The sequence below is a fragment of the Streptomyces sp. NPDC001070 genome, from assembly GCF_053598835.1.
Genome location: NZ_JBSFLB010000047.1, coordinates 33,300 through 48,392 on the forward strand (window position 1 = coordinate 33,300; position 15,093 = coordinate 48,392).

Consider the following 15,093-nt stretch of genomic DNA (forward strand, 5'->3'; position numbering starts at 1 on the left):
GACTGACGGCTCGTCATGAGACCGTCACGCCATGACGGAACCCCTCCCCCTCGCCGGACGCGCGGCGCTGGTCACCGGCGCGTCCGGCGGGATCGGCCTCGCCGTCGCCCGGGAACTCGCCGCCGCCGGCGCGCGCACGCTGCTCACCGCCCGCGACCCCGTCCGGCTCGACGCGGCCGCCGCCCGGCTGCGGGCCGCCGGGCACACGGTGGCCGCGCTGGCCGGGACCGTCGCCGATCCCGGCCATCTCGCGGAGTGCGTGGCGACGGCCGTACACGAGCTGGGCGGCCTCGACATCCTCGTCAACAACGCGGCCACCAACGCCCCGTACGGCCCGCTCGCCGAGATCGACCCCGACCTGTGGCGCACGGCCTTCACGGTCAACGTCGAGGCGCCGCTGCGGCTGGCCCAGCTGGCGTGGCGGGCCTGGATGCGCAGGCACGGAGGCGCGATCGTCAACATCTGCACCGAGGGCGCCGCGCATGTCGGGCCGAACGTCGGCGCCTACGGCACGAGCAAGGCGGCCCTGCTGCACCTGACGATGCAGCTCGCGGGCGAGCTCGCCCCCGCCGTACGGGTCAACGCGGTCTCCCCCGGCCTGGTGCGCACCGAGATGGCGCGCTTCGTGTGGCAGGACGCGGAGGGCGCGATCGCCGCCGGACTGCCGATGGGACGGATCGGCGAGCCCGGCGACGTGGCCCGGGCCGTGCGCTGGCTCGTCTCGGACGAGGCGGCGTGGATCACGGGCACCGAGCTGGTGGTGGACGGCGGGACCCGGGTCCGCGCCGCCCGCCCGGCCGGTGCGGAGGGAACGGTCACCGACGCCGTACGCGAGCGCCTGCTCGCCCGCGGACCCGACCCGGGTGGTCAGAGCTGCACGTCGGAGCAGGCGTAGAGGGCGTTGCCCGTGTCCGCGACGCTCCAGACGGCCAGGATGATGTGCCGCCCGGTCCGGCCGGTGGGCATGGTGCCCTGGTGGGTGACGGTGGCCGGCGGCCTGGCGCCGTTGTAGTCGACCGTCAGGAAGGGCGTCAGGGTGAGCGCGGAGCGGGTGAGCGGCCGGCTCGGGTCGAAGCCCTGCTTGGTGATGTAGTACGTGAAGTCGCTCGTCGCGTGCGGCGCGGTGAACTGCCGGCGGAAGCTGTGGCTCTGGCCGCCCGTCACCTTCGTAGCCGGCCAGCCCGCGCCGCCGCGCGGGTCGTCGAGCTGGGCGAACCGGCTGTTGCCGCCGGCGCAGATGGTGCCGTCGGAGGGACCGGAGGACGGGAAGCCCTTGGGGTCCTCGACGCTCTGGGGCTCCCACTGGATGTCGCCGCAGTTGGCCACGGTGCCGTTGGCACACAGCTTCTGGCGGCTGATGGGGGCGTCGGTGTAGCGGTGACTCCAGGCGCTGCCGGTGCCGAGCACCAAGAACCCGGCGAGGCCCAGGCCGACCACGGCGGCGCCGAATCTCCTGTGCATGCTTCGCCCCTCGGAGAACGTGGGGGAGTTCTGAGAGCAGTGCGCAGCCTGCAGGCACTAGGTCTAGACCAACAGCGAAGGTACTCGCATGAGTTGGTCATGTCTAGACCAAACAAAGGAGAAGCCCCGGCCAGGACGGGGGGATCTGGCCGGGGCAGCAAGGGAGTTCGCCGCGGACGCTCCTGGGTCCGCCGGGCGATCTGAATTTAGTTTAACAGTGAATGAGGAGTGCTTCGCGCCACTCAAACCCGTCCGCGCTGTGGCATCCCGCACAAGCGGGGGTCCAGCACCCGCTGCAACCGGTAGGCCACCGGCCGGAAGCCCACCGCCGGCCAGTGCCCCGCCGCCACCGGCGAACCCGCGGGCCAGCTGGCCGTGATGTGCCGGTAGCCGTTGTCGTACGCCCACGCAAGCGCCGTCGCGAGCAGCACCCGGCTGATCCCCTCGCCGCGCGCGGCCTGGGTCACGTACGCCTCGACCAGCTCAACGCACCCGTCGGGCAGGACCGGACCCGGCGCCGCCGGGGTCAGCACCACCATGCCGATCTCCTCGCCCCGCCGGGCCGCGACCCACGCCCCGCAGCGCGCGTCGGCCAGGGCGCCCGCGTAGTGCGTGCGCAGGCGCGCCAGCGCCTCCTCGGGCTGCGGCCGGAACACCGCCGTCCCCCGGTCGGCGCGGGCCGCCTCGACCGCCATCCGCCCGATCCTGTCCAGGTCACCGGGCCCGGCCCGGCGGACCGACAGCGCGTCCACACCGCGCGGCTGCCGGCCGCGCGGGCGCACCGCCATCAGTCCCCGCACCCGCTCCAGGCCGAAACCGGTGCGGAACCAGGCCGACGCGACGTCCTCGTCGGCGGGCAGGTCCACGTAGTGCACCGGCCGCCGCTCCGCGACCAGGCGTCCGGCCACCGCCGCGTACAGGCCCCGCAGCACGTCCTCCCGCACACCCTCGCGTCCGCCACGCAGGGCGTGCCCGCCGTACGACACCAGCGCGGAGCGCGGATGGGCGCGCAGCACCGCCCGGTCGTCGTCGGCGAGGTCGAGCGGGGTCGCGGCGAGATAGCCCGTGAGCGCCCCGTCCCCACCCCGGGCGAGCACCGCCTCCACGCGCGGCTCGGCCAGGATCCCGCTCAGCAGCTCCTCCCCCGCCGGCGGGGCGGTGGTCCGGCCCGACTGGTGGGGCAGGGCCTTGCGGGCCCTGGTGTGCCAGCGGTCGAGGAGGGCCGCTGCCTCGGGTACGTGCTCGGTGGTCAGCGGAGCGATGGCGACAGTCATGGTGGACCGCGACGCTAACGGTCCCGGCGGGGCGGCGGCAAGCGCCGCCGGGTCAGCCCGTCCAAGCCGGGTGCCGCGGGTCGTCGGTATGCACGAGGATGTCCGCGGTATCCCCGGGTGCCGTCTCGTCCTCGTAGCGGGCGTACGCCGGGAGCGTCCAGCGCTCCTCCTCCGGGGTGCGGCGGGCGAGTGCCGCCCGCGACATCCGCAGGTGGACGCAGAGGTCGAAGGGGAAGCCGTAGCCCTGCAGCAGCGCGCCCTCCAGCAACAGCACGCCCCCGGGCGGCAGTTCCCGGTACTCCGCCCGCGTCGCGCGGTCGGTCGCCGGGTCCCACAGCGACGGCAGCACGCGCCCGCTCCCCCCGGAGGCGAGCGGGTCCAACACCTCCCGCCACAGGGCCCCGGTGTCCAGCCAGCGCTCGTAGTACGCGTCCGGGTCCCGGCGCCCCAGCTCGTACCGCTGCGAGGCGGGCCGCCAGTAGGTCTCCGCCCGCACCCGTACGACCGGACGGCCCCTCAGCCGCAGCGCCTCCGCGAGCGCCTCCCCCAGTGCGCCGGGACGCGCGGCGGGTGCCCCGTCGATCGCCACCCGTGGGCGTTCCCCGCCGCCGCCCGGTTTCAGTTCCACCACGCGGTCCGCGACGGCCTCGGTCAGCCGTTCCCAGGTCACAGGGGTCAGTCGCACGCCCTCCATACTGCCCGCCGGGATCTCCGCCCGCGCAGGCGGCCCTCGCCGCGGCACACGGCCCGCGACGGGCGGTCCGCGGCTACTCCCCGCCGGCGCCGTCGCAGGGCGGGCACGGCACCCGCAGGTCGACGGTCGTGCCCTCGCCGGGGGCGCTGCGGACGGTGAGCCGCGCGTCGATGAGCCCGGCGCGCTCGCGCATCGCGGACAGGCCCATGCCCCGGGTCTGCGGGGAGGGCGGTTCGGCCGCGCGGAACGTGCCCCGGCCCGCGGCGGTCGCCGGGGCCATGCCGTGCCCGTTGTCGGTGATCGACACGTGCACGGACCGCGGATCGGTCTCCAGGCTCACCACGACACGGGTCGGCTCGGCGTGCTTGACCGCGTTGGTGATCGCCTCCTGGACGATCCGGTACATCTGCGCCTGCGTCTCGGGGGTGAGCTGCCGGCCGAGGGCGTCGGCGTGCGGGCCGAGCCGCAGCTCGGTGCGGATGCCGTACGTCTCGAAGGTGCGCCGGCACAGCGCCTGCAGCGCCGGGCTCAGCCCGAGTTCGTCCAGCACCACAGGGCGCAGGTCGACGATCAGGTGCCGCAGCGAGACGATCTGGTTGCCGACCAGACCGCGCGCCTGGTCGATGGCCTCCCGCATCGCCTCGGGCCGGCCGTCCGCCGCGGCGGTGGAGAGCACCACCTGGACCGCACCCAGCTCCTGCAGGGTGTCGTCGTGCAGTTCGCGCGCCCAGCGACGGCGCTCGCGCTCCTCGCCGTCGTGCCGGGCCCTGACGCGCTCCCGGCGCAGCCGCGCCTCCCTGCGCGAGGCCGAACGGACGGCGAAGAGGGCGTAGGCGACCAGCAGCAGCGGCAGCACATGCAGGACGTTGAGCGACGGCTGCTGGGCGACGCGCACCGTCCCGGCCACGGTCAGCATCAGGGAGACGGCGATGGCCACCACGAGCCAGAGCCGCTGCCGCGGCGCCACCAGAGGGGTGAGCAGCAGGTAGCACACGGCTGCGGCGAGGGCGAGGACGAGCTCCCAGCTCTGCGAGCGGTCGGTGACCTCCATGACGACGGCGGCCGCCAGGAGGCAGGTGCCGAGCCCCTCGAGAACCAGGCGCGTCCCGGTCCGTCCAGGGCCGGACGCCGTCATGCCACCAGTCCGCGCTCTCGGGCCGCCGCGATCAGCTCGGCCCGGCTCTCCTTGCCGAGTTTGTCGCGCAGCCGCGACCGGTGGGTCTCGACGGTCCGGACGGAGACGAACAGCCGGCGGGCGATCTCCTGATTGGTGTGCCCCAGGGCCAGCAGGGTCAGCACCTGGGCCTCGCGGTCGGTGAGCGGCTCCTCGTGGTGCCGCTCGGCCAGGCCCAGGTCCTCGACGGCCAACCGGGCCCCCAGCGAGGGCTGGACGTAGGTGGCGCCCCCGGCGACCTGGCGGGCGGCGGCGAGCAGTTCCTCGGCCGCGGCCTCCTTCAGCAGGTAGCCGGCCGCGCCCGTGCGCAGTGCCTCCCGGGCGAAGGCCGGGTCCTCCTGCATGGTGAGCACCAGGATGCGCGTCCTGGGCGACTCGGTCAGCAGCGCCGGGAGGGTCGGCAGACTCGACCGGCCGGACATGGTCAGGTCGAGGACGAGCACCCGCGGGTGGTGCCGCCGGACGGCGTCGAGGGTCTCGGGGACGGTGGACGTCTCGGCGACGATCTCGAAGGCCGGATCGGCGGCCATCAGCAGCCGCATGCCCGCCCGCACCACCAGGTGGTCGTCGGCGAGCACGACCGTGATGGCCGGGTGCGGCTGCCTTCCGTGGGTACGGCTGAGGACCTCCATAGCTGCCACGGTAGATCCGACGCGCGCGCCGGGCAGCCCGCGTCGCCACTGTTGCGGGAAACCCGCAGTCCCATCTGCGGTAAACCCCTGATGGCCTCTGCGGATCCGCGGGGATGCGATCCCTGCGCCGGGAAGGCACGCTCGAAGAAAGTGTTTGAAATCCCCACTAAAGACCGATGACCCGTACACCTCACCCGAGGCGACCGCCATGCTCAGTGCCACCCTCCCGCCCCAGGCCGCCCCTGTGGACCGGCCGTGGTCCTACGACGCGGCCCAGCAGCTCGTGGATTCCGCCGTGCCGGCCGTGGCCGACTTCGCCGCGGTCGAGGTCTCGGACGCCACCGTCACCGAGCAGGCCGCCATGTCCGGGCTCCCCGCCACCGGGCTCGCCTTCCGCCGGGGGGCCTTCCGGGCCGCCCGGGGAGCCGCGATCCCGCGTGCCTACGAGGTCGGCGACATCAGCAGTCTGCCTGCCAGGACGCCGTACCACGCGTCGCTGATCGACCTGCGGCCGCATCTGGTGCTCAACCTGCGCCCGCAGACGGGGTGGCTGACCCGCGACCCGGTGCGCGCCCCCCTGATGCGGATCACCGGGACGCACTCCCTGCTCGTGGTACCGCTGGACGTGGGCGGCGTGGTCCTCGGGGTCGCGGCCTTCTACCGGACGGCCGGCTCCCCCGCCTTCTCCCGGGCCGACCTGGTGGCGGCCGGCCGCCTGGCCCGCAGGGCCGCCCGGTTGCTGGACGGCGCCCGCCGGCGTCTCGTCGAGAACGCCGCCGGCCGCATCCTGCAGGAGGCCTTGCTGGCGCCGCAGGGCCCGCCGGTCAACGCGATCGAGGACGCCCGGGGGCATCTGCCGCGGTCGGCCGTCCCGGGGGCCTGGGTGGACGTCATTCCGCTCCCCAGCGCCCGGGTGGCCCTGGTGGCGGGTTCGGCGGGCGGCCAGGGCCTCGCCGCCGCGACGGCGATGAGTCAGCTCAAGGCCGCGGTCCGGGCACTGGTGCTGCTGGACATGAGCCCCGCAGAGGTGATCGCCCGCCTCCACCGCCCCACCGCGCCCCCCGTCGGCGACGAGGCCGATCAGTGCCTGATCGTCGTCTACGACCCGGTGAACTGCCGCTGCACCACGGCGTGCGCCGCGTACTCCGCCGCGGTCGCGACCCTGCCCGCGCCGCCGGAGGCGGGGGACGAGGACGCCCTCCGGCGTGGCGAGCCCGTGGTCACCGACATCGACGTACCGCCGGGCAGCGTGCTGCTGCTGAGCTGCGGCACGGACGAGGACCGGCCCGCGGAGGAGGGCGCCGGTCAGGCCACCGGGCTCCGCGTCGTGACCGGCGACGCCGACGCCGACGCGGCGACGGTACTGGACGGCGTCCTGCGCTCCGCCGCGCCCGGCTCGGAACCGGTGCTCCTCGCGGCCCGCACCCGCGCCCTGGACGTCACCGACGTCGCCACCCGCGAGGTGCCCAACGACCCCGCGGCCGTCGCCGACGCGCGCGCCTGGACGGACCGCCTGCTGGCCGACTGGAAGCTCCCGGAGCTGGTCTTCACCACCACCCTCGTCGTCAGCGAGCTCGTCACCAACGCGATCCGGTACTCCACCGGGCCGATCCAGCTGAGGCTCATTCGCGACCGGGCCCTGGTCTGCGAGGTGTCGGACTCCTGCAGCGCCGCCCCGCATCCGCGCCACGCGGCGCCGAGCGACCAGGACGGCCGGGGGCTGTCGATCGTCGCCCAGCTGACCGAGGCCCAGGGCACCCGGTACACGGCCACGGGCAAGACGGTCTGGGCGGAGCAGGCCATCACCCCGCCGGCCGCCGCCTAGCCTGCCGGGCGGGTGACGGGGACGACGCCCTCGCCACCCGCCCGGCCGGCGTCAGTCCGCGGGGATCTCGGTGCGGTCACCGCCCCAGAGCGTGTGGAAGGAGCCCGGCTTGTCCACCCGCTTGTAGGTGTGCGCACCGAAGAAGTCGCGCTGCCCCTGGATCAGCGCGGCGGGCAGCCGCTCCGCGCGCAGGGCGTCGTAGTACGCCAGCGCCGCGGAGAACCCGGGCGCGGGGACCCCCAGTTGCGCCGCGGTGGAGACGACCCGCCGCCATGCCGCCTGGGCGGAACCGAGCGCTTCGGCGAAGTGGTCGTCCGTCAGCAGGGTGGCACGGCCCGGATCGGAGTCGTAGGCCTCCTTGATGCGGTTGAGGAACCGCGCCCGGATGATGCAGCCGCCGCGCCAGATCGTGGCCATCGCACCGGGGTCGACCTCCCAGCCGAACTCCGCGCTGCCCGCCTGGATCAGGTTGAACCCCTGGGCGTAGGCGACGATCTTCGAGGCGTACAGCGCCTGCTCCACGTCGTCGGCGAAACGGTCGCTCGCCGCGCTGTCCAGCCAGGTCTCCGCCGGTCCGGGCAGGCCGCGGGAGGCCTCGCGCAGCTCCGCGCTGCCGGACAGCGAGCGTGCGAAGACGGCCTCGGCGATGCCCGAGACGGGGACGCCGAACTCCAGGGCGTTCTGCACGGTCCAGCTGCCGGTGCCCTTCTGGCCGGCCTGGTCCAGCACCACGTCGACGAACGGCTTGCCGGTCTCGGCGTCCGTGTGGGCGAGCACCTCCGCGGTGATCTCGACGAGATACGACTCCAGGCGACCGGAGTTCCAGGTGCGGAAGATCTCCGCGATCTCGCCCGGCCGCTTGCCCGCGGCGTGCCGCAGCAGGTCGTAGGCCTCGGCGATGAGCTGCATGTCGGAGTACTCGATGCCGTTGTGGACCATCTTGACGAAGTGTCCGGCACCGTCGGGGCCGACGTGGGTGCAGCAGGGCACCCCGTCGACCTTGGCGGCGATGTCCTCCAGGATCGGGCCGAGGGACTCGTACGACTCGGCCGAGCCCCCCGGCATGATCGACGGGCCGTTGAGGGCGCCCTCCTCACCACCGGAGATGCCGCTGCCGACGAAGTGCAGTCCCTGTTCGCGCAGGGCCTTCTCACGGCGCCGGGTGTCGCGGTAGTCGGCGTTCCCACCGTCGACGACCATGTCGCCGGGCTCGAGGAGCGGTACCAGCTCGTCGATCACGGCGTCGGTGGGGGCACCGGCCTTGACCATGATGATGATGCGCCTGGGCCGTTCGAGTGAGTCGACGAACTCCTTGAGAGACTCCGCCGGATGGAATTCCCCCTCGCCGCCGAACTGCTCCACCAGGGAACGCGTCCTGGCCGGGGTGCGGTTGTACAGGGCCACCGGGTGGCCGTGCCGCGCGAGGTTCCGGGCCAGGTTGCGGCCCATGACCGCGAGTCCTGTGACGCCGATGCGGGCCTGCTCCGCCATCTGCGGTTCCTCTCTGTTCTGTGGTGCGGGGGGCACGTACGGCGTCCAGCCTCTCAGCGAAGCGGCCGGGCGGCCGGAATTTCGGCCGGATCCGTCAGGTGCCCGTGCCTATGCGGCCCTGACCTGCTACACGGGGCACCCCGCCGCGCAGTGGCCCGCCCGGCGGCGCGGGGACGGCTCCGACGACGTCGGTCGCCTGGGCCGGGGCCCGGGCCTGGGCCTGGGCCGGCCTGAGCGGCCCCGCGGGGGGCGGCGCGGGCGGGGGCGGGAGCGGCGGCGCCACCATGGGGTCGCCGAGGGCCTCGCGCAGCCGCCGCGCGTCCTCCGGGAGGTCGCGGCGCCAGGCCCAGCCCAGGAAGGGGCCCAGCAGCAGCATGCCGCCGCCGAGCGTGCAGGTGACCTGGAGCTGGACGAACGCTCCGCGCGAGTGCGGCAGCATCCGGAACGCGAACTCGGGGGTCTGGGTGCCCAGTGGGCTCCACATCCGCCGGCCGCGGTAGGTGATCCGCCGGCAGGGCTGGTAGACCGAGCAGACCAGCCGGTGTTCCCGGTGGCGGCCCGGATAGTGGTAGCGGTAGACGGCCCGCTCGCCGGGGGCCACGGAGTCCGCCGCCACGGCGGCGATCCCGGAGCTCCACGACGCGAGATTGCGGGGGTCGGCCAGGAAGTCGAAGACCTCTTCCACGGTACGGGTGACGATCACGCTCGTAGACACCGTCGGCATCGCAGACCTCCCCGGTGCCGGCGCGGCCAGCATGTGAGCAGAGTTCCTTCTTGGCTCCTCACCGAACAGCCTGCGTCCGATCGGGCGGTGTGTCGTGGCGGGTGAGCCGTCCGGGTGAATCCACGGTGCGTGACCGGCGGGAACGGCATGACGAGCGACCCCGGCGGTCAGTGCCGGGTGGGCTCCGTACCGCTCCTGCGGTCGCGGAATTCGCACCACACTGCCTTGCCCGAACCGTGCGGTTCCACGCCCCAGGCGTCCGCGAGCCGGTCGACCAGGAGCAGACCCCGTCCGGACACCTCGCGCTCGCCGGGCTGGCGGCGGCGCGGCCAGTTCGCGGCGAGGTCGTGCACCTCGATCCGCAGCCGCCGGGTGGAGTCCGGCGTGACATGGGCCAGGGACGGGTCGGGGAGCATGCGCAGGGTCAGCACGGCGCCGGCGTCGGTGTGCACCAGCGCGTTGGTGATCAGCTCGTCGGCGGCGAGTTCGGCCTCGTCGACCCGGTCGCGCATGCCCCAGCCCGCCATGGCGTCGCGGACCATGGCCCGGGCCTCGGACAGCGCCCTGGGGTCGCCGGGGGCGATGTGCTGGTGCAGCCGGCGCGCCGGGTGCGGGGACGCGTCGGTGTCGCGCCGGAGCAGCAGCAGGGCCATGTCGTCGTCGGTGGCCTGCTCACCCATGACGGTGGTGAGGTGGTCGGCGAGGTTCTGGACCCCGCGCGGGCCGTCGCGCAGGGCCTCGGACAGCCGCCGTACGCCGTCGTCGAGGTCGGCGCCCGGTCGTTCCACGAGTCCGTCACTGAACATCAGGAGGGTCTCGCCGGGCTCTAGTTCGGCGGGCGTGACGGGGTAGTCGGGCCTGCCGAACTGGGCGGACAGGCCGAGCGGGAGGCCGCCCGCGGTGGGGAGCACGCGGACGGTGCCGTCGGCCTGCCGGACCAGCGGATCGATGTGGCCGGCCCGGACGAGGAGGGCGGAACCGGTGGAGGGGTCGACCTGGGCGTACAGGCAGGTGGCGAAGCGGTCGGTGTCCAGCTCGTACAGGAAGGCGGAGGCCCGGGCCATGACGCTGGCGGGCGGATGGCCCTCGCCCGCGTAGGCGCGCAGCGCAATGCGCAGCTGGCCCATCACGGCCGTGGCGTGGGTGTCGTGGCCCTGGACGTCGCCGATGATGACGGCGACCCGGCCGCCGGGCATCGCGACGACGTCGTACCAGTCGCCGCCGATGTCCCTGGCCAGCCGGGCCGAGCGGTAGCGCACGGCGATCTCGGCACCGGGGATCCGCGGGATCGTGCGGGGCAGCATCGCGGTCTGCAGTCCCTGCGCGATGTCGTGCTCCTGGTCGAACAGGATGGCGCGCTGCAGGCTCTGGGCGATGCTGCCGCCGAGCGCGATCAGCAGATTGCGCTCCTGCGGGGAGAAGCCCTGCTTGTGCCGGTAGAGCAGGCCCAGGGCGCCGATGGGCTTGCCCTGGGCGATCAGCGGGAGGTACGCGGCGGCGGAGGCTCCCAGGGGCTCGATGTGCGGCCACAGCTTGGGGTAGCGCCGGGCGAACTCCTCGGGGGAGGTGATGAAGCGCGGGACGAGGGTCCGCACCACCTCGCTCATCGGGAAGTCGTCGTCGATGCGGGTGTACTGCAGTGACGGGACCCAGCTGGTGGCCTTGGCGTCGCTCACCACGTGGACCCGGCCGGCCTCGACCTGGCCGAGGAAGAGGCTGGCTATGCCGAGCCGGTCCATCCTGCGGTTGCCGGTGAGGGCGGCGGTGACGTCGCGTACGGTCACGGCCCTGGCCAGCGACGCGGTGACCTCCATGACGAGGTTGCTCTCGGTCGGGCGGTCCTCGTCCTCGCGCAGGCACTCGGCGGCCTGGGCGAGCTCGTCGGTGGCGTCGCTGACTATGCCGATCACCCGGCCGGCCCGGCCCGTGGCGTCGCGCACGATGCGGCCCTGGAAGCGGATCCAGCCGCGGCGGCCGTCGCGCCGGGTGAGCCGGCTGAAGGCGCGGAAGGAGGAGTGGCCCTCGCCGAGGGCCTGCGTGACGGTGCGGGTGACGGCGGCGGCCTCGTCGGGCGCCAGCCGGGAGAACAGCGCCTTTGGGTCGCCGTCGAACTCCTGGGGGCGCAGGTCGACGGTCCGCAGGGCGTGGTCGTCCAGGTGCATGCGGTCGCGGTCGAGGTCCCAGTCGAAGCCGCCTACGTCGTTGAGCGACATGTGGGCGGCGGCGGGAGCCGGCCAGGCGACCGGGGCGGGCGCAGGAGGCGTCCACTGACGAGAATCAGCCATCACGCCCTCCGGACCTGCCTCCGCCGCGCCGAGCCGCACCGGAATGGGGACAGCGTACCCATAGACCGGTGGGGGGACATGCTACAGACGTGACGCATGGGGAAGGCGGGCTTCCGCCGGGTTCCGGGACGCTCCCTCCCGGCGGCCGCCCGCCCCTCCTTCCGCCGTCCTACGGCTCAGCGGGCCGCCGGCGGCGCGTACTTGTAGCCCACCCGGCGCACGGTGACGATGCTGCCTCGGTGTTCGGGACCGAGTTTGCGGCGCAGCCGGGCGACGTGCACGTCGACGGTACGTCCGTCACCGACATGGCCGTATCCCCAGACCGTGGTGACGAGCTGGTCGCGTGTGTGCACCCGGTGCGGGTGCGCGACCAGGTGGGCGAGCAGTTCGAACTCGAGGTAGGTGAGGTCGAGCGTGCGGCCCCACACCTGGGCGACGCGGCGTTCGGTGTCGATGCTGACCGGCACATCGGCGGCGGCCACCGGGGACTCGGGCACCGCCCGGCCCTCGACGGGGACGAGCACGAGGTAGCCCACCATCGGCGGCCCGCCCAACCCGGTGGGCATCAGGTGGCCGGGGGCGGGCAGCCAGGTCGCGCCGGGCGGCAGGAAGTCCGGTACCGGCGGGACGTCACCGGCCCGAACGGCGCGCAGGTGCTGGCGGTTGACGGCGGGCAGGGACAACGGCTGGGTGCTGGAGGACATGGAGGACTCGGCTCTCGCGCGAAGGGTCGTGGGACGACGTATTGCGCGGGACCGCCGGGAGGCCGGCAGCGGGCGGCGACGGAGAGGGACGACGTCAGCTGTGGGCCGGGGTCCGCGCGGGGACCGCGCGACAACACTCCCGGTCGAACTGGTACTCCTGCCTGGACGGCCAGAACGGCTCGAGGTCGCTGCGACCCGTCGCGGTGTCAGTGAGGCTGGCCATGGCACCCATTGAACCAGACGCGGCGCCCGCCGGGACAGAGAGGGCGTCCCGAGCGCCCTCACCGGGACGGGCTACAGCGGTTGCGGCTCCGGCTGGGGTTCCGGCTCGGGCTCCGGCTGCGGGGGCGGCACCGGCATGGGGTCGGGGGTCGGACCGGGTACGGGGTGCGGGGCGGGCGGCACGGGGTCGGGCGGGAAGGGCGGCACCGGGCTCGGGGCGGGGGGCACGGGCGGCACGGTGGCGCGGCGCGCTGGAACGGTCATGACGGTCTGCCTCCTCGGGACTCACCGGAACGGATCTTGCGCTGCGCTTACCCGGACCTCCCCGTCCTACCCGTCCTATCCTCTGGCTCATGACCTGGTTGCGCGCCCTGCGCCGCAGCGCCCGGGAAGGGCTGCGGATCGAGCGCGCCAGGCTGGAGCCGCTGGTGGCGTTGCGTGCCGCGGCGGGCGTCGCGATCGTCATCGGCCTCTCGCTGTGGCTGGCCTCCCCCGCGGTGGCCGCCTCCTCCGCCTTCGGCGCCTTCGCCTCGGGCATGGCCACCTTCCAGCGCAGCTGGCGGCCCCGGCCGGTGCTGGCGCTGGTCGCCGGCGGGGGTCTCGCGGTCAGCACCTTCCTGGGCTACCTCGCGGGGTCGCACGGAGTGCTGTTCGTGGCACTGCTGGCGGTCTGGGCGTTCCTGGCCGGCATGGCCTGGGCCCTGGGGGCCGCGGCCGGCATCGTCTCGTCCCTGACCGTCGCCGTGATGCTGGTCGTGATCACGCTGCCGACGTCGGTTCTGGGCGCGTTCGGCCATGCCGTCGTGATCGCGGGCGGCGGGGTCGTGCAGGCGGCACTGATCCTGCTCTTCCCGGTGCGCCGCTGGGGACGGCAACGCGACGCGCTGGCCGACGCCTTCGCGGCGGAGGCGGACTACGCGCGGCGGCTGCGGCACGACCCGGTGGCGCCGTTCGACCCCGAACCGCTGATGACCGCGCGCAGCGCCGCCGTGATCACCGACCGGCAGGCGCGGCGGCGCCCCGCCGCGCTGCGCGGCAAGCGGGTGCTGGCCGAGCGGATCCGCCCGGTGCTGGCCTCCCTGGCCGATCCCGCGGTCGGCGCCGCCGCCGAGGGCCCGGAACGCGACCGGGCCCGCGAACTCCTGGCCGCGGCGGCCGCCGTGCTGGACGCGGTGGCGCGCGCGGTGCGCGAGGCCGAGCCGGTGCGCGTACCGCCGGAGGCGGAGGCCGTGGTCCTCCTCGAACCCGATCCGGAGGACCGCCTGACCGGGCCCGCGCGGCGCACCGCGCTGCGGCTCGTCGCGCTGCTCAGTGAGGCGGTCTCCGCCGCCACCGGCCGCGGCGGCTCCGTCAGTGCCGACACCGCTCACCTGCGCCGCCCGAGCCTGGCCGAACTCCTGCCGCTCACGGCGCGCACCGTGCGGCGGGAGGTCCGCTTCGACTCGCCCGTCTTCCGGCACGCGCTGCGGCTGGCCGCGGTCACCCCCGCGGGCTACGCGCTCGGAGCGGCGCTTCCGCTCGGCCACGGCTACTGGGCGCCGCTGACCTCGGTCATGGTGATGCGCCCTGACTTCTCGCAGACGTACGCGCGCGGCGTGGCCCGCTTCGTCGGCACCCTCGCCGGCGTCATCGTGGCGACCGCCGTGATGCAGTCCCTGACGCCGGGGCCGTACCCCTGCGCGGTGCTGGCGGTGGTCTCGGTCGCCCTGATGTACCTGCTCATGCGCACCGGGTACCTGGTCTCCCAGGTGGCGGTGTCGGCGTACGTGGTCTTCCTGCTCGGCATGGCCGGCTCCAGCTGGACGCAGACGGTGCCCGAGCGGGTGCTGCTGACCCTGCTCGGCGGGGTGCTGGCAATGGTCGCGTACGCCGTGTTCCCCGCCTGGGAGACCCCGCGGCTGCGGAACCGGCTGGCCGAGCGCATCGAGGCCACCGGGCGTTACGCCGCCGCGGCGATGGAGGCCCACGCCGCCCCGGCCAAGGGCCGCCGCGAGGCCGTGCGGGCGGCCCTGCTGGACGCCCGCGCGGCCGCCGTCGCCTGGGACCAGGCGGTCGCCCGCGCCGACGCCGAACCCGTACGGGGCCGCGGCCTCTCCCGCCGCGCGGCGGACGGCGCGGACGCGGCCCTGTCGGCCATGGGCCGCGTCCCCATGCTGATGGAGGCCCACCTCCCGGCCCCCGACGCCCCTCCCGTCCCGGCGGCCGCGCCCTTCGCCCACCACCTGCGCACGAGCACGGTGGAGGCGGCGACCGCGGTCCGGGAACGCCGCCCGCCGGACTTCTCCCCCCTCCGCGCGACGCTCGACGACTGGCCGCCCTCGGAGGCCGACCGCATCGTGCGGCGCAGCGCCGAGCTGCTCCTGGAGACCCTGGCCGACCTGGAGACCGCCCTCCGCCCCCGCCCCCGCCCCCGGCCGCGCCCGGGTCGCGGCCGGGGCCGCTGACCCGCCGCGCGGTCTGCGGGGCGCTCGCCGAGCGCCGGGGGGGCCGGGGGCGGGAACCACCGCGCCATGTTCGGCCAGGGGCTGTCGCAGACCCTGGACTTCCCCGGGCAGCGCGCGGCGTTCGACTCGGCGCCCCTGACCTCCGCCCTGCGGCTGACCGCCG

The 15,093-nt window shown here is 74.8% G+C and carries 14 protein-coding genes; 3 read left to right on the forward strand and 11 right to left on the reverse strand.

Annotation, left to right across the window (positions count from 1 at the left end):
* Positions 1-31 precede the first annotated feature (31 nt).
* Entirely contained in the window at positions 32-895 is an 864-nt protein-coding gene (locus ACWDAS_RS37510) for an SDR family oxidoreductase (RefSeq protein WP_450399913.1), read from the forward strand.
* On the opposite strand, the gene ACWDAS_RS37515 is transcribed toward ACWDAS_RS37510, so the two are convergent.
* The 5 genes from ACWDAS_RS37515 to ACWDAS_RS37535 all read right to left on the reverse strand — a co-directional run bounded on the left by ACWDAS_RS37515 (position 868) and on the right by ACWDAS_RS37535 (position 5,235).
* Complete coding sequence (locus ACWDAS_RS37515; RefSeq protein WP_450399916.1) at positions 868-1,461, reverse strand: lytic polysaccharide monooxygenase auxiliary activity family 9 protein; 594 nt, start codon at positions 1,459-1,461, stop codon at positions 868-870. The two genes, ACWDAS_RS37510 and ACWDAS_RS37515, sit on opposite strands and share 28 nt — an antisense overlap.
* A 242-nt stretch (positions 1,462-1,703) precedes the next feature.
* A complete protein-coding gene (locus ACWDAS_RS37520; protein ID WP_450399919.1) occupies positions 1,704-2,735 on the reverse strand; it encodes an N-acetyltransferase family protein in 1,032 nt (343 codons plus the stop codon).
* Positions 2,736-2,787: 52 nt separating this feature from the next.
* The gene (locus tag ACWDAS_RS37525; protein WP_450399921.1) at positions 2,788-3,420 is read right to left on the reverse strand and encodes a uridine kinase; all 633 of its coding nucleotides are present in this window, start codon (positions 3,418-3,420) and stop codon (positions 2,788-2,790) included.
* Positions 3,421-3,502: 82 nt separating this feature from the next.
* Positions 3,503-4,564, reverse strand: a complete 1,062-nt coding sequence (locus ACWDAS_RS37530) for a sensor histidine kinase (RefSeq protein ID WP_450399925.1) — start codon at positions 4,562-4,564, stop codon at positions 3,503-3,505.
* Positions 4,561-5,235: a response regulator gene (locus ACWDAS_RS37535; RefSeq protein ID WP_450399928.1), complete on the reverse strand. Its 675-nt coding sequence runs from the start codon at positions 5,233-5,235 to the stop codon at positions 4,561-4,563. Before ACWDAS_RS37535 ends, ACWDAS_RS37530 begins: the two co-directional genes overlap by 4 nt.
* 208 nt (positions 5,236-5,443) lie before the next feature.
* Between ACWDAS_RS37535 and ACWDAS_RS37540 the strand changes: the two genes are divergently transcribed.
* Positions 5,444-7,060, forward strand: a complete 1,617-nt coding sequence (locus ACWDAS_RS37540) for an ATP-binding protein (protein ID WP_450399929.1) — start codon at positions 5,444-5,446, stop codon at positions 7,058-7,060.
* Positions 7,061-7,111: 51 nt separating this feature from the next.
* Here the strand turns inward: ACWDAS_RS37540 and gndA are convergent, their stop codons facing one another.
* The 6 genes from gndA to ACWDAS_RS37570 form a co-directional block, all read right to left on the reverse strand.
* Positions 7,112-8,551, reverse strand: coding sequence for an NADP-dependent phosphogluconate dehydrogenase (gene gndA, locus ACWDAS_RS37545; RefSeq protein WP_450399932.1), 1,440 nt, complete (start codon positions 8,549-8,551; stop codon positions 7,112-7,114).
* Positions 8,552-8,645: 94 nt separating this feature from the next.
* A complete protein-coding gene (locus ACWDAS_RS37550; RefSeq protein WP_450399933.1) occupies positions 8,646-9,275 on the reverse strand; it encodes an SRPBCC family protein in 630 nt (209 codons plus the stop codon).
* Positions 9,276-9,442: 167 nt separating this feature from the next.
* On the reverse strand, positions 9,443-11,560 hold the full coding sequence (locus tag ACWDAS_RS37555) for a SpoIIE family protein phosphatase (RefSeq protein WP_450399935.1): 2,118 nt from the start codon (positions 11,558-11,560) through the stop codon (positions 9,443-9,445).
* Positions 11,561-11,736: 176 nt separating this feature from the next.
* The gene (locus tag ACWDAS_RS37560; protein WP_450399937.1) at positions 11,737-12,264 is read right to left on the reverse strand and encodes a winged helix-turn-helix domain-containing protein; all 528 of its coding nucleotides are present in this window, start codon (positions 12,262-12,264) and stop codon (positions 11,737-11,739) included.
* 94 nt (positions 12,265-12,358) lie between these two features.
* Entirely contained in the window at positions 12,359-12,487 is a 129-nt protein-coding gene (locus ACWDAS_RS37565) for a hypothetical protein (protein ID WP_450399940.1), read from the reverse strand.
* A 71-nt stretch (positions 12,488-12,558) separates the two neighbouring features.
* A complete protein-coding gene (locus ACWDAS_RS37570) occupies positions 12,559-12,750 on the reverse strand; it encodes a hypothetical protein (protein WP_450399942.1) in 192 nt (63 codons plus the stop codon).
* An 89-nt stretch (positions 12,751-12,839) separates the two neighbouring features.
* On the opposite strand from ACWDAS_RS37570, the gene ACWDAS_RS37575 reads away from it, so the two are divergent.
* Complete coding sequence (locus ACWDAS_RS37575) at positions 12,840-14,930, forward strand: FUSC family protein (RefSeq protein ID WP_450399944.1); 2,091 nt, start codon at positions 12,840-12,842, stop codon at positions 14,928-14,930.
* Positions 14,931-15,093 lie beyond the last annotated feature (163 nt).

What these genes read in the sequence shown, in the direction of transcription:
- ACWDAS_RS37540 (WP_450399929.1), top strand. Translation starts at nt 5,444, where the DNA reads ATGCTCAGTGCCACCCTCCCGCCCCAGGCCGCCCCTGTGGACCGGCCG.
- ACWDAS_RS37550 (WP_450399933.1), bottom strand. Translation starts at nt 9,275, where the DNA reads ATGCCGACGGTGTCTACGAGCGTGATCGTCACCCGTACCGTGGAAGAG.
- ACWDAS_RS37575 (WP_450399944.1), top strand. Translation starts at nt 12,840, where the DNA reads ATGACCTGGTTGCGCGCCCTGCGCCGCAGCGCCCGGGAAGGGCTGCGG.
- gndA (WP_450399932.1), bottom strand. Translation starts at nt 8,551, where the DNA reads ATGGCGGAGCAGGCCCGCATCGGCGTCACAGGACTCGCGGTCATGGGC.
- ACWDAS_RS37565 (WP_450399940.1), bottom strand. Translation starts at nt 12,487, where the DNA reads ATGGCCAGCCTCACTGACACCGCGACGGGTCGCAGCGACCTCGAGCCG.
- ACWDAS_RS37530 (WP_450399925.1), bottom strand. Translation starts at nt 4,564, where the DNA reads ATGACGGCGTCCGGCCCTGGACGGACCGGGACGCGCCTGGTTCTCGAG.
- ACWDAS_RS37570 (WP_450399942.1), bottom strand. Translation starts at nt 12,750, where the DNA reads ATGACCGTTCCAGCGCGCCGCGCCACCGTGCCGCCCGTGCCCCCCGCC.
- ACWDAS_RS37560 (WP_450399937.1), bottom strand. Translation starts at nt 12,264, where the DNA reads ATGTCCTCCAGCACCCAGCCGTTGTCCCTGCCCGCCGTCAACCGCCAG.
- ACWDAS_RS37515 (WP_450399916.1), bottom strand. Translation starts at nt 1,461, where the DNA reads ATGCACAGGAGATTCGGCGCCGCCGTGGTCGGCCTGGGCCTCGCCGGG.
- ACWDAS_RS37535 (WP_450399928.1), bottom strand. Translation starts at nt 5,235, where the DNA reads ATGGAGGTCCTCAGCCGTACCCACGGAAGGCAGCCGCACCCGGCCATC.
- ACWDAS_RS37520 (WP_450399919.1), bottom strand. Translation starts at nt 2,735, where the DNA reads ATGACTGTCGCCATCGCTCCGCTGACCACCGAGCACGTACCCGAGGCA.
- ACWDAS_RS37510 (WP_450399913.1), top strand. Translation starts at nt 32, where the DNA reads ATGACGGAACCCCTCCCCCTCGCCGGACGCGCGGCGCTGGTCACCGGC.
- ACWDAS_RS37555 (WP_450399935.1), bottom strand. Translation starts at nt 11,560, where the DNA reads ATGGCTGATTCTCGTCAGTGGACGCCTCCTGCGCCCGCCCCGGTCGCC.